Below are 24,099 nucleotides of genomic sequence, written 5' to 3' on the forward strand. Positions count from 1 at the left end.
CCTTATGTCTGGTCTGAGTCTCGACATCGGAAAAAACAGGATGCAGGAGCCTGCCCGCAGGCGACCTGCGCTGCCGATGGTTGCGTTAGCTGTCTTATTTTCATTAATGGCGCTTCTGCCTCTGGGTTTTATCATTGCCATTGGCATTGAGACGGGCTGGGAGACCATTAAGACGCTGGTGTTCCGCCCGCGTGTTGCTGAGCTACTCAGCAACACGCTGTGGCTGACGGCCTTAGCGGTTCCGCTTTGTATTGTGACCGGCGTGGCGATAGCCTGGCTCACGGAGCGTACCCGGCTGGCCGGGCGGGGAATATGGTCTGCGCTGGCTGTCGCCCCGCTGGCAATCCCCGCGTTTGTACAAAGCTATGCCTGGGTGAGCGTCGTCCCCTCCCTGCACGGTCTCTCAGCGGGAGTATTCCTCTCTGTTTTAGCTTACTACCCGTTTATCTACATGCCGGTTGCCGCGGTACTGCGCCGCCTCGACCCGACGCTTGAAGATGTGGCCGCGTCGCTCGGCACGCCGCCGTGGCGGGTCTTTTTCCGCGTGGTGTTGCCGCAGCTCAAGCTTGCTATCTGCGGCGGGGCGCTGCTGGTCGCGCTGCACCTGCTGGCAGAATACGGCCTGTACGTGATGATCCGCTTTGATACGTTCACCACCGCGATTTATGACCAGTTTCAGTCTACCTTCAGCGGCCCGGCAGCCAATATGCTGGCGGGCGTGCTGGCCTTATGCTGTCTGGCCATCTTAATGCTGGAAGGGGTGACGCGCGGAAAAGCACGCTATGCGCGCATCGGCGGCGGGGCTGCACGTGAACAGAAACGCTGGCCGCTGAAGCCGGTCGCGGCCACGCTGGGCCAGCTGTTTTTCCTCACGCTGATCGTGCTGGCGCTGGGCGTACCGTTAATTGTGCTCTGTCGCTGGGTCTGGCTGGGCGGTATTGAGAACTGGATGAGCGCGGACCTCTGGCACTCCCTGCGCCAGACGCTCATGCTCGGCGTGGGTGGGGCACTGCTGACCACGGCCTGCGTGATCCCCATTGCGTGGCTTGGTATCCGTTATCCGCATCGCGTCTTCCGGATGCTGGAAGGGTGTATCTACATCACCAGCTCGCTGCCGGGGATTGTGACCGCTCTCGCGCTGGTAACGGTGACGATTCATTACGCCCGTCCCATTTATCAGACGGAAATTACGCTGTTCCTCGCCTATCTGTTGATGTTTATGCCCCGCGCGCTCATCAACCTGCGGGCCGGGATTGCACAGGCGCCGGTAGAGCTGGAAAACGTGGCGCGTAGCCTTGGCAGCACGCCTGCGAAGGCGCTGTGGAGCGTCACCATGCGGCTGGCCGCGCCGGGTGCCGCCGCGGGGGCTGCGCTTGTTTTTCTCGGCGTCAGCAACGAACTGACCGCCACGCTGCTGCTCTCTCCGCTGGGAACACGCACGCTTTCCACCGGTTTCTGGGCGCTGACCAGTGAGATCGATTATGTTGCCGCCGCGCCGTACGCGATGCTGATGATCCTGATTTCACTCCCGCTGACCGCCATCCTCTACGTGCAGTCGAAAAAAATTGCAGGACTATGACATGCTTGAATTGACGTCCATTTCTAAATCCTTTTCCGGTGTGCAGGTGCTCGACAGCTTAAACCTGAGCGTTGCGCCGGGGAGCCGGACGGCGATAGTCGGGCCGTCCGGGTCAGGGAAAACGACGCTGCTGCGCATTCTTGCCGGCTTTGAAACGCCGGACGCCGGGCGGATAGTGATGCAGGGCCGAACGCTGTTTGACGAAAACAGCTTCGTTCCCGCCCATCTGCGCGGCATCGGCTTTGTTCCCCAGGAGGGGGCGTTATTCCCGCATCTCAGCGTTGCAGACAACATTGCCTGGGGGCTGGACGGCACGCGCCACGAAAAGCGCCAGCGCGTAGAGGCGCTGATGGAGATGGTGTCGCTGGACAGGCAGCTCGCGACCCACTGGCCGCATGAGATTTCTGGCGGACAGCAGCAGCGTGTGGCGCTCGCCCGCGCGCTGGCTCAGCGTCCTTCATTGATGCTGCTGGATGAGCCGTTCTCGGCGCTCGATACCGGTCTTCGCGCCATGACCCGCAAAGCGACCGCTGACCTGCTGGCGGAAGCGGGCGTTGCCTCGATTCTGGTGACGCACGATCAAAACGAAGCATTATCTTTTGCCACCCAGGTGGCAGTAATGCGTTCCGGGCGCTTTACCCAGGTGGGTACCCCGTATGACGTCTACACTCAGCCCGTTGATGAAGAGACCGCGCTGTTTCTGGGCGACGCGGTGATCCTGCCCGCTCAGCTTACCGCCGGCCATGCGGTGTGCGCGCTGGGTGAGATACCCACCAACAATACGCATGCCACCGGGCAGGGCCGCGTCATGATGCGCCCTGAACAACTGCGCGTGACGGCGTGCGCGCCGCATGAAAGCCCGGTGTCGATAATTGATGTCGATTTTACCGGTCATTTGTCCACGCTCACCCTGGCGTTTGCCGGGCATCAGGAGCCTGTTGTTCTGAAGACTGTAAGCCAGCCTGGCTGGAATCCGGGTACGGCTGTGCGTATTGATGTTGCGGGAACCGCCCGCGTTTTATCGTTCTCCCGCCGCGCCTGAAAGACCGTCCCGGAAACGGGGCGGTTATGCCACGCTATCCCGTCCATACGTCCTCCTGCTTTCCCGCGCCTGTTAACCGATTTTCTCACGCAGTGACGTGCGTTTACGCTTGCCAACAATCATGTAATGCGTATAGTTCTCATTTGCATTGCACTTGATTACATTCTAAGGCCCGACAACGGGCCCTTTTTGCGCGCACGTTTAATGAGTTAATTATGAACAACACGAAAAGGCATAAAACGCTGCTGGCTCTCGCCATTGGCGCGGTCACGCACTCCGCCCTGGCGGCGGATGAAAAGAAAGAAGACACCCTGATTGTCCAGTCTGCGCCTGCCAGCGATTTTAAACCCGGCGGCGACCAGCTTGTGCCGGCGTTCCTTGACGGGCAGGTGGCGAACGGTGGACGCATGGGGATGCTGGGGCAGCAAAACGCCATGGACGTGCCGTTTAATATCATCAGCTACACCTCGAAGCTGGTAGAAGATCAGCAGGCGAAAACCATTGCTGATGTGGTCGCTAACGACGCGGGGGTGCAGTACGTTCAGGGTTACGGCAACAGCGCCGAAACCTTCCGTATCCGTGGCCTGAAGTTTGACGGGGATGACATGACCTTCGGCGGCCTGTCCGGCGTTCTGCCGCGTCAGGTGGTGGATGCGCAGATGGTCGACCGCATTGAGATTTTTAAAGGGGCAAACGCCCTGATGAACGGCGCGGCAAGTTCAGGCGTGGGGGGAATGATTAACCTTGAGCCAAAACACGCGGATGAAACGCCGCAGGCAAAAGTGGGCGTCGATTACACCTCCGATTCCCAGTTTGGCACTACGCTGGATGCGGGCCGTCGCTATGGGGACAACGACCAGTTTGGCGCGCGCGTGAACCTCGTTCATCGCGAAGGGGAAAGCGGGGTGCCCAACGATCGCCGCCGCACTACGCTGCTCTCCACCGGCCTCGACTACAAAGGCGACAATTTCCGCACCTCTCTGGATGTGGGGTATCAGAAGAAAACCTTCCATGGCAGCCCGACCAGCGTCAATATCTCCGCCGTGGATTTCGTGCCTGAACCGCCGAAAAACGATCGCAATTTCTCGCAGAAATGGGCCTACAGCAACATCGAAAATGAATTCGGGATGTGGCGCAGCGAGTACGACATTACCGATAACTGGACGGCCTATACCGGCCTCGGCGCACAGCACGCTCACGAAGAAGGGATTTACAGCGCGCCGAAGCTGCTGGATAAAAGTGGTAAGGCGACGGTCAGCCGTCTTGATACCAACCGCATCAGCGATTCCGTCAGCGGGATGGCGGGTATTCGCGGTAACTTTGCTACTGGCTTCGTAACGCATAAAGTCAACGTCGGTTACTCCGCGATGACCAAAAACGAAAAAATCGGCTGGAAAATGTCGTCGGCGGCGGATAACCCAACCACCAATATCTATCACAATACCGGTGTGGATATGCCGGACAGCTCCAGTTTCAACGGCTTAGGCGGAAATTACAGCGATCCGCTCACCAGCGGGCGAACCCGGACGCAGGGCTGGCTGTTGAGTGATACGCTGGGCGTGCTGGACGACAAACTGCTGTTTACCGCCGGGGCGCGTCATCAGAAGGTGGTCATTCGCGGATACAACAAAATTACCGGGCAGGAAAATAAAGCAGACGGTTTCGACGGCAGCCGCTGGATGCCTACCTACGGCGTGGTTTACAAGCCGTGGGAGGCGATCTCCCTGTATGCCAACCACACCGAAGCGCTGCAGCCGGGTCAATCAGCCCCCAACACCGCCACCAACTACGGGCAGAGCACCGGCATCGTTCACTCTAAGCAGAACGAAGTGGGCGTGAAGGCGGATTTTGGTCGCGTGGGCGGCTCCCTGGCGCTATTTGAGATCAAAATGCCGTCGGCGATCCTCAACAGCAACGGTCATTATGGTCTTGATGCCGAGCAGCGTAACCGCGGCGTGGAGCTGAATGTGTTCGGTGAGCCCCTGCTGGGCGTCCGTCTGAACGCCAGCGCTACCTGGCTGCAGGCGGAGCTGACCAAAACCAACAACGGCCTCAACCAGGGTAACGATGCGATTGGCGTTCCGAATTTCTATGCCGTTCTGGGCGCAGAGTATGACATCAAACCGATTGATGGCCTGACCGCTACCGCGCGCGTGAACCACTCCGGCACGCAATATGCGGACCTGGCGAACACCAAAAAGCTGGACAGCTACACCACGCTGGATGTGGGTATGCGTTATCGCTTCGCCGTTAACCACAATCAAAATCAGATGACGGTGCGTGCGGGTATCGACAACGTGACCAATGAAAACTACTGGTCCAGCGTGGATGATTCAGGTACCTACATCACCCAGGGCGAACCGCGTACCTTTAAAGTCTCGGTGGGCTACGCATTCTGAGAACGCCGCTCGTTATCCGGGGCAGGGATGCCCCATTCCCTTGCTACCACCAGCCTGAAGTGTTAAAACGTGCCCCTTCTAAAAAAGAGACAGGGGTAGGGCGTGAAAGACGCGTCATCCGCTTCAGGCACCGGTAGCGCTGAAGCTTCGTCGGAACAGAATCCGACGCTGCAACGTGGTTTGCAAAATCGACATATACAGTTAATTGCCCTCGGTGGGGCTATCGGTACCGGGCTGTTTCTCGGCATCGGCCCGGCCATTCAGATGGCGGGGCCGGCGGTATTGCTGGGTTATGCCCTCGCCGGGATTATCGCCTTCCTGATCATGCGCCAGCTCGGCGAGATGGTCGTCGAAGAGCCTGTGTCAGGCTCGTTCGCGCACTTTGCGTATAAATACTGGGGCCCGTTTGCGGGGTTCCTCTCCGGCTGGAACTACTGGGTGATGTTTGTGCTGGTGGGGATGGCAGAGCTGACCGCCGCTGGCATCTACATGCAGTACTGGCTCCCGGATGTGCCCACCTGGATTTGGGCGGCGGCCTTCTTCATTATCATCAATGCCATCAACCTTGTGAACGTCCGTTTGTACGGTGAAACCGAGTTCTGGTTTGCGCTCATCAAGGTGCTGGCGATTATCGGCATGATCGGTTTTGGCCTGTGGTTGCTGTTCTCGGGTCATGGCGGTGAGCGTGCCACGATCGACAACCTGTGGCAGCACGGGGGGTTCCTGGCGACCGGCTGGAAGGGGCTTATCCTTTCGCTGGCGGTGATCATGTTCTCTTTCGGCGGGCTGGAGCTGATTGGTATCACCGCCGCTGAAGCGCGCGACCCGCATAAAAGCATTCCGAAAGCGGTCAACCAGGTGGTGTACCGTATTCTGCTGTTCTACATCGGTTCGCTGGTGGTATTGCTCGCGCTCTATCCCTGGGTTGAGGTGAAATCAAACAGCAGTCCGTTTGTGATGATTTTCCACGATCTCAACAGCAATGTGGTGGCCTCAGCGTTGAACTTCGTTATTCTGGTGGCGTCACTTTCGGTCTATAACAGCGGCGTCTACTCTAATAGCCGGATGCTGTTTGGCCTCTCCGTGCAGGGGAATGCGCCGAAGTTCTTAACCCGCGTCAGCCGTCGCGGCGTGCCGGTGAATTCTCTGCTGTTGTCCGGTGCGATCACCTCTTTGGTGGTGGTGATCAACTACCTGCTGCCAAAAGAGGCGTTTGGCCTGCTGATGGCGCTGGTGGTTGCCACCCTGCTGCTGAACTGGATCATGATCTGCCTGGCGCACCTGCGTTTTCGTGCCGCGATGCGTCGCAAGGGACGTGAGACGCAGTTTAAAGCGCTGCTTTATCCGGCAGGAAACTATCTCTGCATCGCTTTCCTCGGGTTGATCCTTGTGCTGATGTGCAGCATGGACGACATGCGGCTTTCCGCGATGCTGCTCCCGGTGTGGGTCATCTTCCTGTTTGTGGCGTTTAAACTTTCCCGCAAGCAATAATGCATGCCGCCCTCTCCCGGTGGGAGAGGGCGAGCCGTCTGGTTTCTCATCCCAACGCGATTAACCTCTTTATCGTGACCCCTCTCCCAAATCTCTCCTGATCCACAGGATCTTTATTTTGTAATCGATTACTTTTCATTTGAGGGTATTTGTAATCGATTACTTTTCTAGGGTGAGGCTCATTATGGTGTCAACAACTGAAAGTAGTGGAAAGGTGATAGCGCAGCACCGGCTGCTGGTTCCGCGTCTGTCGCTGATGATGTTTCTGCAGTTTTTTATCTGGGGTAGCTGGTCGGTCACGCTGGGTCTGGTGATGACCCAGCACAACATGTCGTTGCTGATTGGTGATGCGTTCTCCGCCGGGCCCATCGCCTCTATTTTGTCGCCGTTCGTGCTCGGGATGCTGGTGGATCGCTTCTTCGCCTCGCAGAAGGTGATGGCGGTAATGCACCTGGCGGGCGCGGCTATCCTGTGGTTCGTTCCGGGGGCGCTGATCGCTGAAAATGGTGCGCTGCTGATCGGCCTGCTGTTTGGCTACACGCTTTGTTATATGCCGACGCTGGCGTTAACGAACAACATCGCGTTTCACAGCCTGGCAAACGTCGATAAAACCTTCCCGGTGGTGCGCGTGTTCGGCACGATCGGCTGGATTGTCGCGGGGATCTTTATCGGCGTTACCGGCGTGGCCTCCAGCGTCACGATCTTCCAGGTTGCGGCGGCGAGCTCCGTGCTGCTGGCGATCTACAGTCTGACGCTGCCGCACACGCCCGCCCCGGCAAAAGGGTTGCAGGTACAGGTTCGCGATCTGTTCTGCGCTGATGCGTTTGCCCTGCTGAAAACCCGCCACTTCCTGGTCTTTTCCGTCTGCGCAATGCTGATTTCCGTGCCGCTTGGCACCTACTACGCTTACACCGCCTCATACCTGGCGGATGCCGGGATTGCTGATGTCAGCACCGCGATGTCGTTCGGCCAGATGTCAGAGATTGTCTTCATGCTGGTGATCCCGCTGCTTTTCCGCCGTCTGGGCGTGAAAGTTATGCTGCTGGTCGGCATGCTGGCGTGGTTTGTCCGTTACGCGATGTTTGCCATGGGGGTGAGTGAGGAGGGACGTTTCCTGCTCTATCTCGGCATCCTGCTGCACGGTGTGTGCTATGACTTCTTCTTTGTGGTGGGCTTTATCTATACCGACCGCGTGGCGGGCGAAAAGGTGAAAGGCCAGGCGCAGAGCATGATCGTGATGTTCACCTATGGCATCGGCATGCTGCTTGGTTCGCAGATTTCTGGCGCGCTGTATAACCGTCTGGTGGCGGGACAGGCCGTGCCGCAGGCGTGGGTCACCTTCTGGTGGATCCCGGCGGTGGCGGCAGCGGTGATTGCGCTGATTTTCCTTCTCACGTTCAAATATGACGATGACAAGGCGTAACGTTCAGGAGGTGGTATGAGAACGATTAAGGGACCCGGTATTTTCCTGTCGCAGTTTATCAGTGGAGAAGCGCCGTTTAACTCGCTGGATGGGCTGGCAGGCTGGGCAGCAGGTAAGGGCTACAAAGCCGTGCAGATCCCCTGCAATCATCCGCACATTTTTGACGTGGAGAAAGCGGCTGAGAGCCAGGCCTACTGTGATGACATTACCGGCACGCTGGCGGAGCACGGGCTGGCGATCAGCGAGCTGTCGACCCATCTGGAAGGGCAGCTTATTGCGGTGAACCCGGTCTACGGCGACGCGTTTGACCATTTCGCGCCGGCAGACGTGCGGGGTAACGACGCGGCCCGTCGGGCGTGGGCGACCAGCAAAATGAATCAGGCGGCGGCGGCCTCCGAAAAATTAGGCCTGACAGCGCACGCCACTTTTTCTGGATCGCTGGCGTGGCCATTTTTCTACCCGTGGCCGCCGCACAACGCGCAGCGTTTTCAGGACGCTTTCCAGACGCTGGCAACCCGCTGGCGGCCCATTCTGGACACCTTTGATGAGCACGGCGTCGATGTCTGTTATGAGCTGCATCCGGGGGAAGACCTGCATGACGGCGTGACATTTGAGCGTTTTCTGGCGCTGGTAGACAACCACCCGCGCTGCAATATTCTCTACGATCCCAGCCATATGCTGCTTCAGCAGATGGACTACCTGACGTTTATCGATCTCTACCATGCGCGCATTAAAGCGTTTCACGTCAAAGATGCAGAGTTTCGTCCTAACGGGCGCAGCGGCGTATACGGTGGCTACCAGCCGTGGCTTCATCGCGCGGGTCGCTTCCGGTCGCCGGGCGACGGGCAGATCGACTTCACCGGTATTTTCAGCAAACTGACCCAGTACGACTACGAGGGCTGGGCAGTGCTGGAGTGGGAGTGCTGTCTTAAGGATGGCGATACCGGTGCCCGCGAAGGCAGCGAATTTATCCGTCGTTATATCATTCCGGTATCCGGGCGCGCGTTTGACGATTTCGCCGCGGGAGGCAGCCATGATTAACGTCGGGATTGTCGGCAGTGGCTTTATCGGCCCGGCGCACATTGAGGCGCTACGGCGTCTCGGCAGTGTGCAGGTGGTCGCCCTGTGCGACAGCTCGCTTTCACAAGCGCAGGAAAAGGCGCGCCAGCTGAATGTGCCCCATGCTTACGGGAACGTTGAGGCGCTGCTCGCCCATCCGGATCTGCACGTGGTGCATAACTGCACGCCAAACCATCTGCATGCAGAGATTAACCGCCAGATTTTGCGGGCGGGTAAGCATGTTTTTTCCGAAAAGCCGCTGTGTATGACCCCGGAGGAGGCCCGCGAGCTGGTGGCACTGGCTGAGCAGGCGGGCGTGGTACACGGCGTCAGCTTTGTCTATCGCCAGTTTGCGATGGTGCGCCAGGCGGCCAGCATGAGGCGCGAGGGCAGTCTCGGTCGGCTGTTTGCCACGCATGGCAGCTATCTGCAGGACTGGATGCTGCTGGAAACCGACTACAACTGGCGGGTGGATGCCACGCTGGGCGGTGCGTCGCGCGCGGTGGCGGATATTGGCTCCCACTGGTGTGACACGGTGCAGTTTGTGACCGGGCGGCGGATCACCGACGTGATGGCCGACCTCGCCATCGTCTGGCCAACGCGCAAGGCCAGTGCGGCGGGAAACCGGACCTTCACGGATGATCGCAGCGCGAACGATGAAGACAAACCGGTCACCACCGAAGATTTTGGCTCGGTGCTGGTGCGCTTCGACGATGGCAGCAAAGGCAGTTTTAACGTCTCGCAGGTCAGCGCCGGGCGAAAAAATCGGCTGACGTTTGAAGTTAACGGCAGCGAACGGTCCGTGGCGTGGGATCAGGAGGTGCCGCAGCAACTCTGGATCGGCCATCGCGCGCAGGCAAACCAGACCCTCTCCGACGATCCAAACCTGATGAACCGTGACGTGGCCGAAAGCGCCCATTTTCCCGGCGGACATATCGAAGGCTGGCCTGATGCCTTTAAAAATATGATGGCGCAGTTTTACCGCGCCGTGATGCAGGGGGAGATGCCGGCACAGCCGCTGTTTGCGACGTTCCATGACGGCGCGAACGTCATGTATATCATTGATGCGATAGTGAAAAGCCATCAGCAACAGCGCTGGGTGCGCGTTGCGTATTGACGCGTTGCCCGGTTCGCCGGGCAACGAATTTATGGTAGCCTGCATAAAACGTTAACCGCAGGAAATGCCGTCGCTATGTCCATTCAGAAAATCGCTCAGCTTGCCGGGGTGTCCGTGGCAACGGTCTCTCGCGTGCTTAACAACAGCGATACCGTGAAAGCGAAAAACCGCGAACGCGTCCTGCAGGCGATCAAAGAGAGTAATTACCAGCCCAATCTGCTGGCGCGCCAGCTGCGGACTGCCCGCAGCTATATGATTCTGGTGATGGTGTCGAACATCGCTAACCCGTTCTGCGCCGAAGTGGTGAAAGGCATTGAAGAGGAAGCCGAAAAGAACGGCTACCGCATTCTGCTGTGCAATTCCGGCTCTGACATTGAACGCTCGCGTTCGGGGCTGAGTTTGCTGTCCGGTAAAATTGTCGACGGCATTATCACCATGGATGCCTTCTCAAAGCTTCCTGAACTGGCCGCCCTGATTGGTGCCGCGCCGTGGGTGCAGTGCGCCGAATACGCCGATGCCGGTGCGGTCTCTTGCGTCGGGATTAACGATGTGGACGCCTCGCAGCATGCCGTCAGCCAGCTTGCCGACGGCGGGCGCGGGCGGATCGCGATGATTAACCACGACCTGAGTTATAAATATGCCCGCCTGCGCGAGCGTGGCTATAAGAGCGTTATCCACCTGAAAGATCTGGCTTACCAGGCGGTGGAATACGCCAGCGATCTCAGCTTCGGCGCCGGAATGGCGGCGATGCAAAACCTGCTGAAGGAAAACCCGCCTGACGCGGTCTTTGCCGTTTCCGATACCCTGGCGGCAGGCGCATTGCATGCGATCCAGCAGGCGGGATTACGCGTGCCGGAAGACATTGCGGTAGTCGGGTTTGACGGTACGGAACTGGCGGAGATGATTTCGCTCACCACCATCGAACAGCCGTCGCGGGATATTGGGCGCAAGGCGGTCGATTTGTTGTTGAATAAAATCGATAACCCGGATGCGCCCACGGAAAGAGTGATGATGGACTGGCGCTTTATCTCCCGCGCCAGCGCCTGATTATTTCGCTATTACGCCAGCCAGCGAGCGAATATCGTTTCCGGTCGGAGACTGATGAATATGCAGACCAAATTCATCCACCACGGCGAATATATGGTCGAAAATATCGGCCTGAATCGCCTCATATTCCGCCCAGACGACTGTGTTAGTGAACGCGTATATTTCAACTGGCAGCCCGTTAGCTTCTGGCGCTAACTGGCGAACCATCAGCGTCATATCTTTACGGATCCGCGGGTGATTACGCAGATATTCATTTAAATAGGCGCGGAAGGTTCCAATATTGGTCATTTTGCGCAGGTTCAGCACCGATTCGCCTTCACCGTTTTCCTGATTCCAGAGCGAAATTTCTTCGTGACGCGCCGCCATGTACGGCTTAAGCAGCTTCGCCTGAATCAGCTGCTGTTGCTCCTGCTCGTCGAGGAAGTGGATGCTGGTGGTGTCTATATTCAGGCTACGCTTGATGCGTCGCCCGCCGGAGGCCGACATGCCGCTCCAGTTGATAAAGGCATCAGAGACCAGCGCCCAGGTCGGAATGGTGGTGATGGTGTTGTCGAAGTTGCGCACCTTCACGGTGGTCAGGCCGATGTCTGTGACCGTGCCGTTGGCTCCGTATTTTGGCATCTCCAGCCAGTCACCGAGTTTAAGCATGTCATTGGCGGAGAGCTGGATCCCGGCGACAAGCCCGAGGATCGGGTCTTTAAACACCAGCATTAACACTGCAGCCATGGCGCCCAGGCCGCTAATCAGAATGGCTGGCGACTGACCAATCAGCAGCGAGATAATTAAAATCCCCACCAGAATAGCGCTCACCAGTTTTATCCCCTGGAAGATGCCCTTCAGCGGGAGCTGCGAGGCTGTCGCCATCTTTTGCGAAAGATTGAAAATGACGTCCAGCAGCGAGAAGAACGAGAGCAGGGCATACACCATCACCCACAACTTTGCGCAGGTGGTGAGCATTTCCGCGGCTTCGCTGCCTTTTTGCAGCCACAGTACCGCCTGAACGTTGACAATAATCCCCTGCAGGGTAAAGGCGACACGGTGAAATAACTTGTTCTGGGTAATGATTTGCAACCATAAATGGCTGCTGGCCTGCGCGCGTTTCTCAAAGGCCCGCAGGACCACTTTGTGCAGAATAAAATGAACGATGAGTGCGGTAAGAAAAATAATACCAAAGATAATCACTAAAGAGGTGGTGTGATTAATTTCAATGCCTAACTCTTCAACCTGAGCAATTAATTCCTGCATAACGTCTCCTGTATTGATGCAGCCCCATAATGGCGGCTGCGGATCTATTATGCAAATTCGTCAGGGTTATTTGACGGCGTGGCAGGTCGTCACCACCGGCAGGCACAGGTGATGGCGAACCCGCAGCGTCGCCAGCGCGAGGATCACCATCAGGCCAGTTTCCACCGCGAGGAAGAGGGTGATCGCCTGAGTGTAATCTCCGTGATGATTTTGCAGACCGTGCAGCAAAATCGCGCCAAAGATGGCCGGACCGAGTCCAAGTGCCGCCTGCTGCAGCGTGCTCAAAATGGCGCTCGCCGCCCCGGCGTCATCAGGCTGAATATCGCGCATGCCAATACGATAAAAACTGTTCACGATCAGCGCCTGACCATAACCGACCAGCCCGGTCGCGGGTGCCAGCGTCAGCGCGGTATTGTGCATTCCCCAGAGGCGGAAGGTGACAATCAGCGCCAGCAGGCCCGCTATCTGGATCGCCAGACCGGTGAGCAGAATGGTACTGGTGCTGTAGCGGGCAATCAGACGCGGGGCAAACCACGCTGAAATAAAGTAGGTGACACCCAGGGCGATAAAACTGTTGCCAGACTGCCACGGCGCCATCCCCAGACCGGTTTGCATGGTTAACGCCATGCAGAACATAAAGCCGGACCAGACGCTAAAAAAGAGCAACGCAATCAGCACGCCAAAGCGGATACTGCGCAACTGCAGCAGGCGCGGCGGGATCAGCGGATGCGCATCGTCCCGTTCTTTTTTGCGGGCGTTGAGGGCCATTAACCCGGCAAGCGGAATAATGGCGATAAGCGCGACCTTGAGCGGCCAGGACCAGTGCCACTGCGGGCCAAGCGCCATCGGGAACAGCAGGCAGCAGAGGATGATCGCCAGCAGGACGGTGCCCGTCCAGTCAATGCTTGATGGCGTGTCACGGCGGGTTTCCGGCACGTAGCGGCGGCTCATGGCCAGCACCACCAGACAAATTGGCACGTTGATAAAGAAGGCGTTACGCCAGCCGAGGCCGGCAATGTCCGCCGATACCAGCCAGCCTCCGCCCATCTGGCCGACGATAAACGCGATGCCGCCGATGCCGCCAAAGAGGCTGATGGCCTTCGCGTGGGCCGTGCCTTTCAGCGTTACGTGCAGGGTGGCGAGAATTTGCGGCATGATCAGCGCCGCGCCAGCCCCCTGAAGAATACGGGCGCCCAGCAGTTGTTCAATGTTGCCTGCCATTCCGCACAGCAGCGAGGCCAGGCCAAAGCTCGCCACGCCCCACATGAAAAGACGACGGCGGCCAAGGTTATCCCCCAGCTTGCTGCCGAGGGCAAGGCAGACGGCAAAGGCCACACCGTAGAGGGCAACAATTAATTCCAGCTCGGTGGCCGTAGCGTGCAGCGAATGGGTGATAGCATCCAGCGCCACGTTGGTGATTGAGGTATCAATCAGCGGCAGCATCTGGCCGGTTAACAGCAATATCAGGCCTGCGCGGCCCGGTGAAACGACTGACGTATTCATGGTAACTCCATTGCGTCATTCAACAGATGGTCGTAGCATCAACGATCTGATAAACGGGTACCAGTTCTTGCTTATACTGGTACTGGCACTACCATGCAGGGGGATTTATGGCGCTGATGTCTGAACCCGTCGTCTCGCTCAAGGATGACACCCGAAAACAACTTGGTGCGTTTTTACGCGCCCGACGCGAAAGCCTCGATCCGCAGCGGCTCGGCCTGCCGCGCAGCGGTCGACGCCGCACGCCCGGGCTGCGCCGTGAAGAGGTGGCCCTGCTGGCGGACGTCGGGGTGACCTGGTACACCTGGCTTGAGCAGGGCAGGGACGTCAATCCGTCCAGCGCGGTGATGGCCGCCGTGGCAAAAGCGCTGCAATGTACCCCGACCGAAGCGCGCCATCTTTTTGTGCTGGCCGGGCTACCGCCGGGTGAAGCACCGCAGGCCACCTGCTGTGAAGGGATCAGCGAAGGCACGCGCCGCCTGCTTGATACGTTAATGCCGAAACCGGCCAGCATTCAGAAACCCAATTTCGACATCGTGGCCTGGAACGACAGCTTTGGTCATCTGATGGGTGTCGATTTCAATGCGATCCCCCCGGAAGACCGCAACTGTATTTATCTGTTCCTTACCCACCCGGCATGGCGCGCCCGTCTCGGCAGACGTGACGATGTGCTGCCCGTCTTTGTCTCCTATTTCCGGGCGGCGATGGCCGAGCACCGGGGTGACCCGCTGTGGGAAGCCAAACTGGCGCGCTTTTTTGCGGTGTCTGAGGAGTTTAAAAATCTGTGGCATCAGCGCAATGACGTGCGCGGTGTGGAAAACCAGCTCAAGTTGTTTACCCATCCTGAGCTTGGGGAATTTACCCTGCAGCAGATGTACTGGTACTCTGCTCCACGAAACGGTTCCCGGTTGCTGGTGTATCTGCCAGTAGATGAAGCCGGGGAGAGAGCAATGGAATGGCTGACGGAGCAGGCAAAATGAAGGTTACCGGCAAACAGGAGCGGCTGCTACGCCGCGCACTCAACGAGTGGCAACAGGAAGGCACATTAACCGCTGACGACCACCAGCGGCTGGCCGGTACGCTTCAACGCGTGACCATGGACTGGCAGCGGCTGAGCCGCTATGCCTTCTGGACGGCACTTGCCTGCGTCATTATCGCCATCGGCAGCCTGTTTTCGGACAGCGAACTGATGGCGCGCATTATCGAATTCTTCGCTTTTTCCTCCCTTGCCCGCATCGGGCTGCCGGCACTGCTGGCCGTGCTGTTTTATTTGTGGGGCTTCAGCCGCCAGCGGCGGGAGACGCAGTGGCATTACAGTACCGAAGCGATTTTGTTCCTCGGAGTCTTGTTTACCGCCATCGCGCTCTGGCAGCTGGGTGAACGGCTGGATAATGGCAGCGGCCACATCGCGCCCCTGTTCCTGGCCGGCTGTGCCGTCTATGGCCTGGTAGGCTTTTTCGGCCGCTCCGGGCTGGTCTGGCTGTTCTTCTTGCTCTCGCTTGGCAACTGGTTTGGCGCGGAGACGGGCTATATGTCCGGCTGGGGCGCTTACTGGCTGGGGATGAACTATCCGGTGCGCTTTATCTTTTTCGGCGGCGCGCTGCTGGCCCTGTGCTGGATCCTGCGTGCTGTGCTGCAGTCCCGTCATCTCTACACCACCAGTAAAGCGATGGGGCTGACGTATCTCTTTGTCGCCCTGTGGATCATGTCGATATTTGGTAATTACGATATCGATAACTGGTACAGCGTGACCCAGGCCTCGTTGCTGCCGTGGGCGCTGCTGTTTGCGGTGGCGGCGGTTCTTTGTATTTACGTCAGTCTGAAAACTGACGACGGCATGCTGCGCGGGTTTGGCCTGACGTTCCTCGCCATTAACCTCTATACCCGCTACTTCGAATACTTCTGGGATGGGATGAACAAGGTGGTGTTCTTCCTGATTCTGGCGGCGTCGCTGGCGGTGATAGGGCGGTATGCGGAGCGGATCTGGCATGCCGGGCGTGCGGAGAAGTAAGTTTTGCGCGTGTTTATCGGGAAGACGCAGAAAACGCCGTCTGCGTGAGATGCTGGTTCAATGGCGAAACCAGGCAGATGACGCGTGATTGAAAACGGGCCGCAGTTGCGGCCCGTTTGTCTTAGCACTCGGTCACAATCGTGCTCAGCGGCAGGCGAGATTTTGGCAGCGTGGCGTTGAAATCTTCCACGCTGTGGTGTCCAACCGGGACCACCACCAGGCTGGTGAAGCCTTTTTCTTTCAGGCCAAACTCTGCGTCGAGAATGGCGGCGTCAAAACCTTCAATGGGTACGGCATCCAGGCCCAGCGCGGCCACGCCTAACAGGAAGTTACCGACGTTGAGGTAAACCTGTTTCGCCATCCACTGGTCGTCATCTTTCAGATCCACGCGGTGCATGTCGGCAAAATAGCAGCGACCTTTGTGATTCGCCGCTTTTGCTTCTGGGGTGTTGAAGCGACCGTCTGCCTCTTCCTGATCGACGACGCGCTCAAGCCACGCATCGTCCATGGCGGTTTTCGCGCAGAACACCACCACATGAGAGGCGTCCATCATTTTGCGTTCGTTGAACACGTAAGTGCCTGCCGCAGATTTGGCCACGCGCGCTTTACCTTCCTCAGTGCTGGCAATAATAAAATGCCACGGCTGGGAGTTCGTGCTGGACGGGCTGTACTGCAGCAGGGTTTTGATCTTCTCCGCTTCTTCAGCGGTCAGTTTCTTGCTTGGGTCAAACGCCTTGGTGGAGTGGCGTTTCAGGGCAACGGAAAGGATATCCATAACAACTCCTGGTGATAAAATTCGCCCGCGTGCGGGCGCGAAAAGGAGTGCAGATTACCGTGCGAAGCGGGAAAAGATAAGTGCATTTTGAGCGCTTAATCTGTTCGTCTCAGACGAACAATCAGCGCGGCCTGATCCATTTCTGGTCTTTTTTCGGCAGCTTATCGACGACCAGATTCCAGGAGTCGTTGATGAGATCGGCCACCAGTTCCTGCGTAACATCGTCAGTGCCGTAGAGTGAAATCCAGTGCTTTTTATTGAGATGATACCCCGGCTCAACGCCGCGGTAGATCTGCTGGTTTAACAGGGATTTTTCCGGATCGGATTTCAGGCTGACATGCGGTCGCCCGTGAGCAACCGCAACAATCATGAAAATCTTGCCACCCACTTTAAACACATCAAATTCCGGCCCGAACGGCCAGCAGTGTTCGGTGAACGGCAGTTCCAGCGCCACGCGTTTGGCGTGTTCCTGCAGCGATTTACTGTCCATCAATATCCTCGGAGGCGAGTCCACGCCACATGGCTTCAAAGCCCAGCGCTTTAAAATCGACGGCGCGGGACGGATCGCGGGTGGCAAATTCCATGGTGGTTTCGGCAAGCGATAAGAACATGGCATCACCAAAGGTACGAAACTCATCGGACATAAATACCGGACGCACTGCGCGACGGCACAGTTCATGCAGTTCCGGGAACATCTCCTGCACGGCCTGCTCCGTTTCGGCGCTGATCTTCTCGCTGACCCCAAGCTGGCGAATGGCGGCGTGAGCGACAGGATTACGGATGCCCCAGTCGACGTAGCTGTTCCAGATATTGCGGGTATGTTCTTTGGGGAGGGTGAGCGTGCGATCAAGCTCCGCCAGCATCGTCTGGCAAAGATCCTGCTTCAGGTGCAGATAGAGGGCATTCAGCAGATCGTCTTTGGTAGCAAAGTAGCGGAACAGTGTGCCTTCAGCGACGCCCGCATTCCGGGCAATTAAGGCCGTTGAGGCGGCAATACCTGACTGTGCAAATGCAGCGGTTGCTGCGTCCAGTAAGGCCTGTTTTTTATCTTCACTCTTCGGACGTGCCACTAAATTGTTCCTCCTGTCAATTGTAAAAACCTTGATTGAAACACGTGCTTTGACAGGCTGCAACGCGCAATGTCAAAGATCGAAAACGTCTTGACGACTTTATCATCATATCTATAATGAGTGCTTACTCACTCATAATCAAGTTCAACCCGCGTAAACCATCGGATGGGGCGCGTTTTCGGGTCAGGATATGAAAAAGCCTCTATTCATCTGCGTGGTGTTCGTCATGATTATTGCTTCAGCTGCGAGTTTACCTTTTGTCCTGAATCCTGGATTTGGCCAGCCACCGCAGGGTGCGCAGCTTACTGAAGTGGAGGCCTCCCCGCAGTATCGCGACGGGAAATTCCACAATACGTTGCCGACACCGGGCTTCACCGGCGAGCAAAATATGCTGGTGGCGTGGTGGCAATTTCTGACCCGCAAAACCGAAAATGCCCGTCCCGCGCAGCCGCTGCCGCTGGTGAAAACCGATCTCGCCAGTCTGCCGCTGGAGCAGGACACGCTGGTCTGGCTCGGTCACTCGTCGTGGTATATGCAGCTGGCGGGTAAACGTATTCTGATCGATCCGGTGCTCAGCAACTATGCCGCGCCGTTCTCGTTCCTCAATAAAGCTTTTGCGGGCGAGTATCCCTGGCATGCGCAGAACATGCCGGAGATCGACCTGCTGATCATCTCCCACGATCACTACGATCATCTGGATTACGCCACCATCCGGGCGTTACTGCCGAAGGTGAAACGAGTGGTTACTCCGCTGGGCGTTGGATCTCATCTGCGCTACTGGGGCATGAAGCCGGAGATTATCGACGAGCGCGACTGGAACCAGTCGGTGCGCATCAGTGATGACTTAACGGTGCACGTCCTGCCGGCACGTCACTTCTCCGGACGCGGGATTAAACGCGATCAAACCCTGTGGGGGAGCTTTATGTTCGTCACGCCGGCGCAGAAGGTTTATTACAGCGGAGACTCCGGTTACGGTCCGCACTTCAGGGCCATCGGTGAGCAGTTCGGCGAGGTGGATTTAGCCATCATGGAAAACGGCCAGTACGATCGGGACTGGAAGTACATTCACATGATGCCGGCGGAAACGGCGCAGGCGTCGGCTGACCTTAACGCGAAAGCTGTCGTGCCCGGTCATAACGGACGCTTTGTGCTGGCGAAACACACCTGGAACGATCCGCTGATCCAGCTGGCGCAGGCCAGCAAAGATAAAAATTATCGGCTACTGACGCCGGAGCTGGGTGAACCTGTTCACGTGAGTGATACCACGCAAACCTTTCGTGAGTGGTGGGAATAATGTTTAAGCGAGAAGCAGAGGGGGAGAGCAGTATGACCATTTCCGCTCAAGTCATCGACACCATCGTCGAGTGGATCGACGACAACCTGCACCAGCCATTACGTATCGAAGAGATCGCCCGCCACGCGGGTTACTCGAAATGGCATCTGCAGCGTTTGTTTATGCAGTATAAGGGCGAAAGTCTCGGGCGTTACATTCGCGAACGCAAGCTGCTGCTGGCAGCGCGTGACCTGCGTGAATCGGACGAGCGTGTCTACGATATCTGTTTGCGCTACGGCTTTGATTCGCAGCAGACGTTTACGCGTATCTTTACCCGTACCTTCAACCAACCGCCTGGCGCGTACCGCAAAGAGAACCACAGCCGGACACACTGAACGTGTCGTTATGCAGAAATCCGACCGGGTAAGGCGCAGCCGCACCCGGTTTTTTTTACTTACGATGCCAGTGAAAACCAGCGACGCCAGACGAAACGCAGGATGAAGAATTCGAGGGCGCCAAGCAGTAAAAACCACACGCAGAACAAAATGGTGTACAGCTGGTTAAGATCGACCATGTGGAAGATCGTCATCAGCTTTTTCGCCAGCACCAGCCCAAGCGACGGCGCAGGTAACAGCAGGCAGGAGAGCAGGGCCATCAACAAAATGCCCCCCGCTGTGAGCAGCGATTCTAACGGGTGTTTCATCTTAATGTTAATCGTCAGTTAAAAATGTCATTGTCCGGCATCGCGGAACGTAAAGCAATATAAACCCGGCAGACGTTTTTTGTTAAATCAAATGCACTTTTCTGCGAATAAATAACAGAAAGAGAATAATCTCTCAGAAGCGATTAAATTATTATCGCGTTATGTAAATAAATGTCCTTGTCATGCAAATAATTTTACAAACATATAAGTGCTATATCCAATTAACGTGGCAATAACAATGGCTGCGACAATGTATAACGCCAGGCGGCGTGCGCGATAAATACCAAACATGGTTCCTCCTCGTTTAGCGTTGGTTTAGAAATATTTTGTAAAAATCATCGTATTCGAATAATATTTATTAGTTTTGAATATCCCGGCAGTAATTATATTGCGGTAGATCAATTTTACCCGCAAGCCTTAAAAATGAATTTATTAAAGCCAGAAAGGAATTCAGGCTTCCGTCCACCGTATATTGAAGGAAAAATACGATGACAAAAAAAAATCTCTCTCAGAACATGCCACCTGCTGGTGGGCAGGCGTATCAGCAGACCGTTGAGCAAGTGCTTGCTAACAAGCAGAGCCAGGCAAATGGCCTCGACCGTGCTGAAGCGCAGGCACGTCTGCATCAGTATGGCCCTAACGCGTTGCCGGAGAAAAAAGGCAAACCCGCCTGGCTACGTTTTCTCGCCCATTTTAATGATGTACTGATTTACGTTCTGCTTGCCGCGGCGGTATTAACCGCGGTTATGGGCCACTGGGTCGATACGCTGGTTATCCTCGGTGTGGCGGTAATCAACGCGTTAATTGGCCATATTCAGGAAAGCAATGCGGAAAAATCCCTGAAGAGTATTCGCAATATGCTCTCCAGCGAAGCGCGCGTCATTCGCAATGGCAATCATGAAACGCTACCGACAACTGAAATAGTCCCGGGCGATATTATTGTATTACGCGCGGGGGATCGTATTCCGGCGGATATGCGTTTAATCGAAGCGCATAATTTACGCGTGGAAGAGGCTATTCTGACCGGCGAATCTACCGTGGTGGATAAACACATTAATCCGCTGACCGGTGAATTACCGCTGGGCGACCGCACTAACCTGGTCTTTTCCGGTACGACCGTGAGTGCAGGGGGCGGCATTGGCGTGGTCATTGCCACCGGGCAAGAGACTGAACTTGGCCACATTAACCAGATGATGGCGGGTATTGAAAAGCATCGTACGCCGCTGCTGGTGCAGATGGACAAGCTGGGGAAAGCGATCTTCGCCATTATTCTGGCGATGATGGCGGCTCTATTTGTCTTCAGCCTGGTGTTCCGCGAAATCCCCATGGGCGAGCTGCTGCTCTCTCTGATTAGCCTGGCGGTCGCCTCCGTGCCGGAAGGTCTGCCAGCCATTATTTCTATCATCCTTTCTCTTGGCGTGCAGGCGATGGCACGCAAGCGGGCGATTATCCGCAAGCTGCCAACGGTTGAAACCCTGGGGGCGATGACCGTGGTCTGCTCGGATAAAACCGGCACCCTGACCATGAACGAGATGACGGTGAAAGCCATCATTACTGCCGACAGTTGCTACCGCGTGGACGGTAACAGCTACGAGCCGGCGGGGAACATTTATCTGGAAGGCAGCGACGAGCCGATGCAGATCCAGCCGGGCACCGTGCTGGAGCAGTACCTGCGCACTGTCGATCTCTGTAATGACAGCCAGCTGATTCAGGACGAACGCGGTCTGTGGGGCATCACCGGTGGGCCGACCGAAGGGGCGCTGAAGGTGCTGGCGGCGAAGGCGCATCTTGAGCCGGTGATGACCACCCTGATTAACAAGATCCCGTTCGATTCGCAGTACAAGTACATGAGCACCCACTATCAGATTGGTCACGAGGAGCACATCCTGATTACCGGCGCGCCGGACGTGATTTTCGCGCTGTGTAAACAGCAGCAGGCCCGTAACGGCGCTGAAGCGTTCGATCGCGCTTACTGGGAAACCGAGATGGAGCGCTATGCACGTCAGGGGCTGCGTATGGTTGCCGCGGCGTTCAAACCGGCGAACGGTGAGCAGGCGCTGACGCATGACGATCTGAACCACGGGCTGATCTTCCTCGGTATTGCCGCAATGATGGATCCACCGCGTCCTGAAGCGATTGATGCGATTCATGCCTGCCAGCAGGCCGGGATCCGCGTGAAGATGATCACCGGGGATCACCCGCAGACGGCAATGAGCATCGGCCAGATGCTCGGGATCACCAACAGCGAGCAGGCGGTGACGGGCTACCAGCTGGAGAAAATGGACGACGCTGAGCTTGCAGACGCCGCGGTGAAATATGACATTTTCGCCCGTACCAGCCCGGAGCATAAGCTGCGCCTGGTGAAAGCCCTGCAGGACAAGGGTGAGATCGTGGGCATGACCGGCGACGGTGTGAATGACGCTCCGGCATTGCGCCAGGCGGACGTGGGCATCGCAATGGGCATTAAAGGCACCGAAGTGACCAAAGAGGCGGCGGATATGGTCCTGACCGACGATAACTTCGCCACCATCGCCAGCGCGGTAAAAGAGGGGCGTCGCGTTTACGACAACCTGAAGAAAACCATTCTGTTCATTATGCCGACCAACCTGGCGCAGGGGTTGCTGATTGTTATTGCGCTGCTGGCAGGGAACATTATCCCGCTGACGCCGGTACTGATTTTGTGGATGAACATGGCAACCTCCGCCACGCTCTCCTTTGGCCTGGCCTTTGAAGCCGCTGAGCGCAACATCATGAAGCGTCCGCCGCGTCAGACCGGACAGCACGTGATGGATGCGTACGCCGTATGGCGCGTGGCCTTTGTCGGGACCATGATTGCCATCGCCGCTTTTGCGCTGGAAGCCTGGCTGGCACCGCGCGGCCACAGCGCGGAGTTCATCCGCACCGTGCTGCTGCAGATGCTGGTCTGCGCCCAGTGGGTATACATGATTAACTGCCGCAACACTGAAGGGTTCTCCCTGAACCGTGGCCTGCTGGCGAACAAAGGGATTTGGCTGGTCACAGGCGTGTTGTTCCTGCTCCAGGCGGCAATCATCTACCTGCCGTTTATGCAGATGCTTTTCGGCACGGAAGCGCTGCCTCTGCGCTACTGGTTCGTCACGCTGGCGGTAGCCGCGGTGATGTTCTTCGTTGTTGAAATCGAGAAGCGACTGACCCGCAGGTTCCGTAAGGCTGCATAACCTTTTGCCCTCACCTTAACCCTCTCCCGCCGGGAGAGGGGATGCTGACCTCCCTTTAATTGGGCAGAGGGCTGGGGTGAGGGAAGCACATCAGAGGTACATCCCCATGAAATTCCCGCTCCTGTTTGTCCTCCTCGCCCTCTTTCAACCCGCGTTTGCTGCTGCCATTCCGGTTCGCGTGGCGGTTGTGGAGCAAACGACCCACGCCGCTGAACGGCACGTGCCTGGCCGCATTGAAGCCATTCATTCCGTCGAGATAAAAGCGCGCACGGAAGGCGTGATTACCCAGGTTCATTTTCGCGACGGACAATACGTGAAAAAAGGTGACGTGCTGTTTGAGCTGGACGATGCCGAGCCACGCGCCGCCGTGCGTCTGGCACAGGCTGAGGTAAAGAGCGCGGAAGCCACGCTGCGTCAGGCGCAGCAGCAGCTTTCACGCTTTGAAAGCCTGGGCAACAGCAATGCCATCAGCCGTCACGACGTGGATAACGCGCGCATGCAGCGCGATGTCGCCAGTGCTGCGCTGGAGCAGGCGAAAGCTCGCCTCGAAACCCGTAACGTGACGCTGGCGTACACGCGCATCACATCGCCGATTGATGGCCGCGTGGGGCACAGCCAGTTCCATGCCGGCAGCCTGGTGAACCCGTCAAGCGGCGTGCTGGTGGATGTCGTGCAGCTTGATCCGATCCGTATCGCCTTTGCGCTGGAAGAGGGGGCGTTTGCCACCAAAGCCGGACAACATGCGGATATCAGCGCCCTGAAGCGCGCCTGGCAGGCGCGGATTGACAGCAATGGTCAGCGCCTGAGCGGTGAACTGACCTCCGTGGACAATCGTATCGACCCGCGTACCGCCAGCGTGATGCTGCGCGCCGAATTCGCCAACCCGCGCCATCAGCTGCTGCCGGGCGGCAATGTGAATGTCTACCTGCGTCCGGCAAGCGCGCAGCCGGTGCTGACAGTACCCGCTGCGGCGGTACAGCAAAACGGCGAGGGATTCTTTGCCTGGGTGGTTAACGCAGAAGGCAAAGCCGAAAAACGCCCGCTGAAGATTGCCGGACAGATTGGCCAGCAGTTTGAGATTTCATCCGGCTTACATCCCGGTGAGCGAGCGATCACCGACGGTGCCCAGCGCGTACAGCCTGGCGCAGCCGTCCAGATACTGAATTAA

20 protein-coding genes are annotated in these 24,099 nt (G+C 57.2%); 14 read left to right on the forward strand and 6 right to left on the reverse strand.

What is annotated here, in order from left to right; all coding sequences use genetic code 11:
• The first annotated feature begins 4 nt into the window (after positions 1–4).
• The 8 genes from HV340_RS05435 (at position 5) to HV340_RS05470 (ending at position 11,157) form a co-directional block, all read left to right on the forward strand.
• Positions 5–1,579 carry an iron ABC transporter permease gene (locus HV340_RS05435; RefSeq protein WP_014168956.1) on the forward strand — a complete coding sequence of 525 codons (1,575 nt, stop codon included), beginning with the start codon at positions 5–7 and terminating at the stop codon, positions 1,577–1,579.
• A gap of 1 nt (position 1,580) precedes the next feature.
• Positions 1,581–2,621 (forward strand): ABC transporter ATP-binding protein, encoded by a 1,041-nt coding sequence (locus tag HV340_RS05440; RefSeq protein ID WP_025204783.1) that lies wholly within the window; start codon positions 1,581–1,583, stop codon positions 2,619–2,621.
• Between the two features lie 215 nt (positions 2,622–2,836).
• Entirely contained in the window at positions 2,837–5,020 is a 2,184-nt protein-coding gene (locus HV340_RS05445; RefSeq protein ID WP_181216353.1) for a TonB-dependent siderophore receptor, read from the forward strand.
• 102 nt (positions 5,021–5,122) lie between these two features.
• Positions 5,123–6,511: a phenylalanine transporter gene (gene pheP, locus HV340_RS05450; RefSeq protein WP_059306883.1), complete on the forward strand. Its 1,389-nt coding sequence runs from the start codon at positions 5,123–5,125 to the stop codon at positions 6,509–6,511.
• 184 nt (positions 6,512–6,695) lie between these two features.
• Positions 6,696–7,934 (forward strand): MFS transporter, encoded by a 1,239-nt coding sequence (locus HV340_RS05455; RefSeq protein ID WP_181216354.1) that lies wholly within the window; start codon positions 6,696–6,698, stop codon positions 7,932–7,934.
• Positions 7,935–7,949: 15 nt separating this feature from the next.
• Complete coding sequence (locus tag HV340_RS05460) at positions 7,950–8,975, forward strand: sugar phosphate isomerase/epimerase (protein ID WP_181216355.1); 1,026 nt, start codon at positions 7,950–7,952, stop codon at positions 8,973–8,975.
• The gene (locus HV340_RS05465; RefSeq protein ID WP_181216356.1) at positions 8,968–10,110 is read left to right on the forward strand and encodes a Gfo/Idh/MocA family oxidoreductase; all 1,143 of its coding nucleotides are present in this window, start codon (positions 8,968–8,970) and stop codon (positions 10,108–10,110) included. Before HV340_RS05460 ends, HV340_RS05465 begins: the two co-directional genes overlap by 8 nt.
• Before the next feature lie 75 nt (positions 10,111–10,185).
• On the forward strand, positions 10,186–11,157 hold the full coding sequence (locus tag HV340_RS05470; protein ID WP_025204778.1) for a LacI family DNA-binding transcriptional regulator: 972 nt from the start codon (positions 10,186–10,188) through the stop codon (positions 11,155–11,157).
• On the opposite strand, the gene HV340_RS05475 is transcribed toward HV340_RS05470, so the two are convergent.
• A complete protein-coding gene (locus HV340_RS05475) occupies positions 11,158–12,402 on the reverse strand; it encodes a mechanosensitive ion channel family protein (protein ID WP_181216357.1) in 1,245 nt (414 codons plus the stop codon).
• A 66-nt stretch (positions 12,403–12,468) separates the two neighbouring features.
• Positions 12,469–13,905: an MFS transporter gene (locus HV340_RS05480; protein WP_032677583.1), complete on the reverse strand. Its 1,437-nt coding sequence runs from the start codon at positions 13,903–13,905 to the stop codon at positions 12,469–12,471.
• A 107-nt stretch (positions 13,906–14,012) separates the two neighbouring features.
• Here HV340_RS05480 and HV340_RS05485 point away from each other — a divergent pair, with 107 nt between their 5' ends.
• Together HV340_RS05485 and HV340_RS05490 are read left to right on the forward strand one after the other, a co-directional pair.
• Positions 14,013–14,882 (forward strand): helix-turn-helix transcriptional regulator, encoded by an 870-nt coding sequence (locus HV340_RS05485; protein ID WP_014168966.1) that lies wholly within the window; start codon positions 14,013–14,015, stop codon positions 14,880–14,882.
• The gene (locus HV340_RS05490) at positions 14,879–15,913 is read left to right on the forward strand and encodes a hypothetical protein (RefSeq protein ID WP_032677584.1); all 1,035 of its coding nucleotides are present in this window, start codon (positions 14,879–14,881) and stop codon (positions 15,911–15,913) included. Before HV340_RS05485 ends, HV340_RS05490 begins: the two co-directional genes overlap by 4 nt.
• A 121-nt stretch (positions 15,914–16,034) precedes the next feature.
• Here HV340_RS05490 and nfsB read toward each other — a convergent pair whose 3' ends face one another.
• From nfsB to HV340_RS05505, 3 genes are all read right to left on the reverse strand, one after another.
• On the reverse strand, positions 16,035–16,688 hold the full coding sequence (gene nfsB, locus HV340_RS05495; RefSeq protein ID WP_014168968.1) for an oxygen-insensitive NAD(P)H nitroreductase: 654 nt from the start codon (positions 16,686–16,688) through the stop codon (positions 16,035–16,037).
• Between the two features lie 121 nt (positions 16,689–16,809).
• Entirely contained in the window at positions 16,810–17,178 is a 369-nt protein-coding gene (locus tag HV340_RS05500) for an MmcQ/YjbR family DNA-binding protein (protein WP_181216358.1), read from the reverse strand.
• Positions 17,168–17,758 (reverse strand): TetR/AcrR family transcriptional regulator, encoded by a 591-nt coding sequence (locus tag HV340_RS05505; RefSeq protein ID WP_020885134.1) that lies wholly within the window; start codon positions 17,756–17,758, stop codon positions 17,168–17,170. The genes HV340_RS05500 and HV340_RS05505 overlap by 11 nt, the downstream gene beginning before the upstream one ends.
• A 190-nt stretch (positions 17,759–17,948) precedes the next feature.
• Here HV340_RS05505 and HV340_RS05510 point away from each other — a divergent pair, with 190 nt between their 5' ends.
• Both HV340_RS05510 and HV340_RS05515 read left to right on the forward strand, forming a co-directional pair.
• Positions 17,949–19,052, forward strand: coding sequence for an MBL fold metallo-hydrolase (locus HV340_RS05510; RefSeq protein ID WP_020885133.1), 1,104 nt, complete (start codon positions 17,949–17,951; stop codon positions 19,050–19,052).
• A gap of 32 nt (positions 19,053–19,084) precedes the next feature.
• The gene (locus HV340_RS05515; RefSeq protein WP_020885132.1) at positions 19,085–19,426 is read left to right on the forward strand and encodes a RamA family antibiotic efflux transcriptional regulator; all 342 of its coding nucleotides are present in this window, start codon (positions 19,085–19,087) and stop codon (positions 19,424–19,426) included.
• A gap of 59 nt (positions 19,427–19,485) precedes the next feature.
• Here the strand turns inward: HV340_RS05515 and HV340_RS05520 are convergent, their stop codons facing one another.
• Positions 19,486–19,734, reverse strand: coding sequence for a DUF1158 domain-containing protein (locus HV340_RS05520; protein ID WP_025204775.1), 249 nt, complete (start codon positions 19,732–19,734; stop codon positions 19,486–19,488).
• A gap of 488 nt (positions 19,735–20,222) precedes the next feature.
• Here HV340_RS05520 and HV340_RS05525 point away from each other — a divergent pair, with 488 nt between their 5' ends.
• The gene (locus HV340_RS05525) at positions 20,223–22,931 is read left to right on the forward strand and encodes a cation-transporting P-type ATPase (protein WP_014168974.1); all 2,709 of its coding nucleotides are present in this window, start codon (positions 20,223–20,225) and stop codon (positions 22,929–22,931) included.
• Positions 22,932–23,037: 106 nt separating this feature from the next.
• On the forward strand, positions 23,038–24,099 hold the full coding sequence (locus HV340_RS05530) for an efflux RND transporter periplasmic adaptor subunit (protein WP_104440481.1): 1,062 nt from the start codon (positions 23,038–23,040) through the stop codon (positions 24,097–24,099).

This window comes from Enterobacter sp. RHBSTW-00975, from assembly GCF_013615235.1.
GTDB classification, from domain to species: Bacteria; Pseudomonadota; Gammaproteobacteria; order Enterobacterales; family Enterobacteriaceae; genus Enterobacter; species Enterobacter ludwigii.

What these genes read in the sequence shown, in the direction of transcription:
- HV340_RS05455 (WP_181216354.1), top strand. Translation starts at nt 6,696, where the DNA reads ATGGTGTCAACAACTGAAAGTAGTGGAAAGGTGATAGCGCAGCACCGG.
- HV340_RS05460 (WP_181216355.1), top strand. Translation starts at nt 7,950, where the DNA reads ATGAGAACGATTAAGGGACCCGGTATTTTCCTGTCGCAGTTTATCAGT.
- nfsB (WP_014168968.1), bottom strand. Translation starts at nt 16,688, where the DNA reads ATGGATATCCTTTCCGTTGCCCTGAAACGCCACTCCACCAAGGCGTTT.
- HV340_RS05485 (WP_014168966.1), top strand. Translation starts at nt 14,013, where the DNA reads ATGGCGCTGATGTCTGAACCCGTCGTCTCGCTCAAGGATGACACCCGA.
- HV340_RS05435 (WP_014168956.1), top strand. Translation starts at nt 5, where the DNA reads ATGTCTGGTCTGAGTCTCGACATCGGAAAAAACAGGATGCAGGAGCCT.
- HV340_RS05440 (WP_025204783.1), top strand. Translation starts at nt 1,581, where the DNA reads ATGCTTGAATTGACGTCCATTTCTAAATCCTTTTCCGGTGTGCAGGTG.
- HV340_RS05445 (WP_181216353.1), top strand. Translation starts at nt 2,837, where the DNA reads ATGAACAACACGAAAAGGCATAAAACGCTGCTGGCTCTCGCCATTGGC.
- HV340_RS05515 (WP_020885132.1), top strand. Translation starts at nt 19,085, where the DNA reads ATGACCATTTCCGCTCAAGTCATCGACACCATCGTCGAGTGGATCGAC.
- HV340_RS05470 (WP_025204778.1), top strand. Translation starts at nt 10,186, where the DNA reads ATGTCCATTCAGAAAATCGCTCAGCTTGCCGGGGTGTCCGTGGCAACG.
- HV340_RS05475 (WP_181216357.1), bottom strand. Translation starts at nt 12,402, where the DNA reads ATGCAGGAATTAATTGCTCAGGTTGAAGAGTTAGGCATTGAAATTAAT.
- HV340_RS05500 (WP_181216358.1), bottom strand. Translation starts at nt 17,178, where the DNA reads ATGGACAGTAAATCGCTGCAGGAACACGCCAAACGCGTGGCGCTGGAA.
- HV340_RS05480 (WP_032677583.1), bottom strand. Translation starts at nt 13,905, where the DNA reads ATGAATACGTCAGTCGTTTCACCGGGCCGCGCAGGCCTGATATTGCTG.
- HV340_RS05530 (WP_104440481.1), top strand. Translation starts at nt 23,038, where the DNA reads ATGAAATTCCCGCTCCTGTTTGTCCTCCTCGCCCTCTTTCAACCCGCG.
- HV340_RS05520 (WP_025204775.1), bottom strand. Translation starts at nt 19,734, where the DNA reads ATGAAACACCCGTTAGAATCGCTGCTCACAGCGGGGGGCATTTTGTTG.
- HV340_RS05525 (WP_014168974.1), top strand. Translation starts at nt 20,223, where the DNA reads ATGACAAAAAAAAATCTCTCTCAGAACATGCCACCTGCTGGTGGGCAG.
- HV340_RS05465 (WP_181216356.1), top strand. Translation starts at nt 8,968, where the DNA reads ATGATTAACGTCGGGATTGTCGGCAGTGGCTTTATCGGCCCGGCGCAC.
- HV340_RS05490 (WP_032677584.1), top strand. Translation starts at nt 14,879, where the DNA reads ATGAAGGTTACCGGCAAACAGGAGCGGCTGCTACGCCGCGCACTCAAC.
- HV340_RS05510 (WP_020885133.1), top strand. Translation starts at nt 17,949, where the DNA reads ATGAAAAAGCCTCTATTCATCTGCGTGGTGTTCGTCATGATTATTGCT.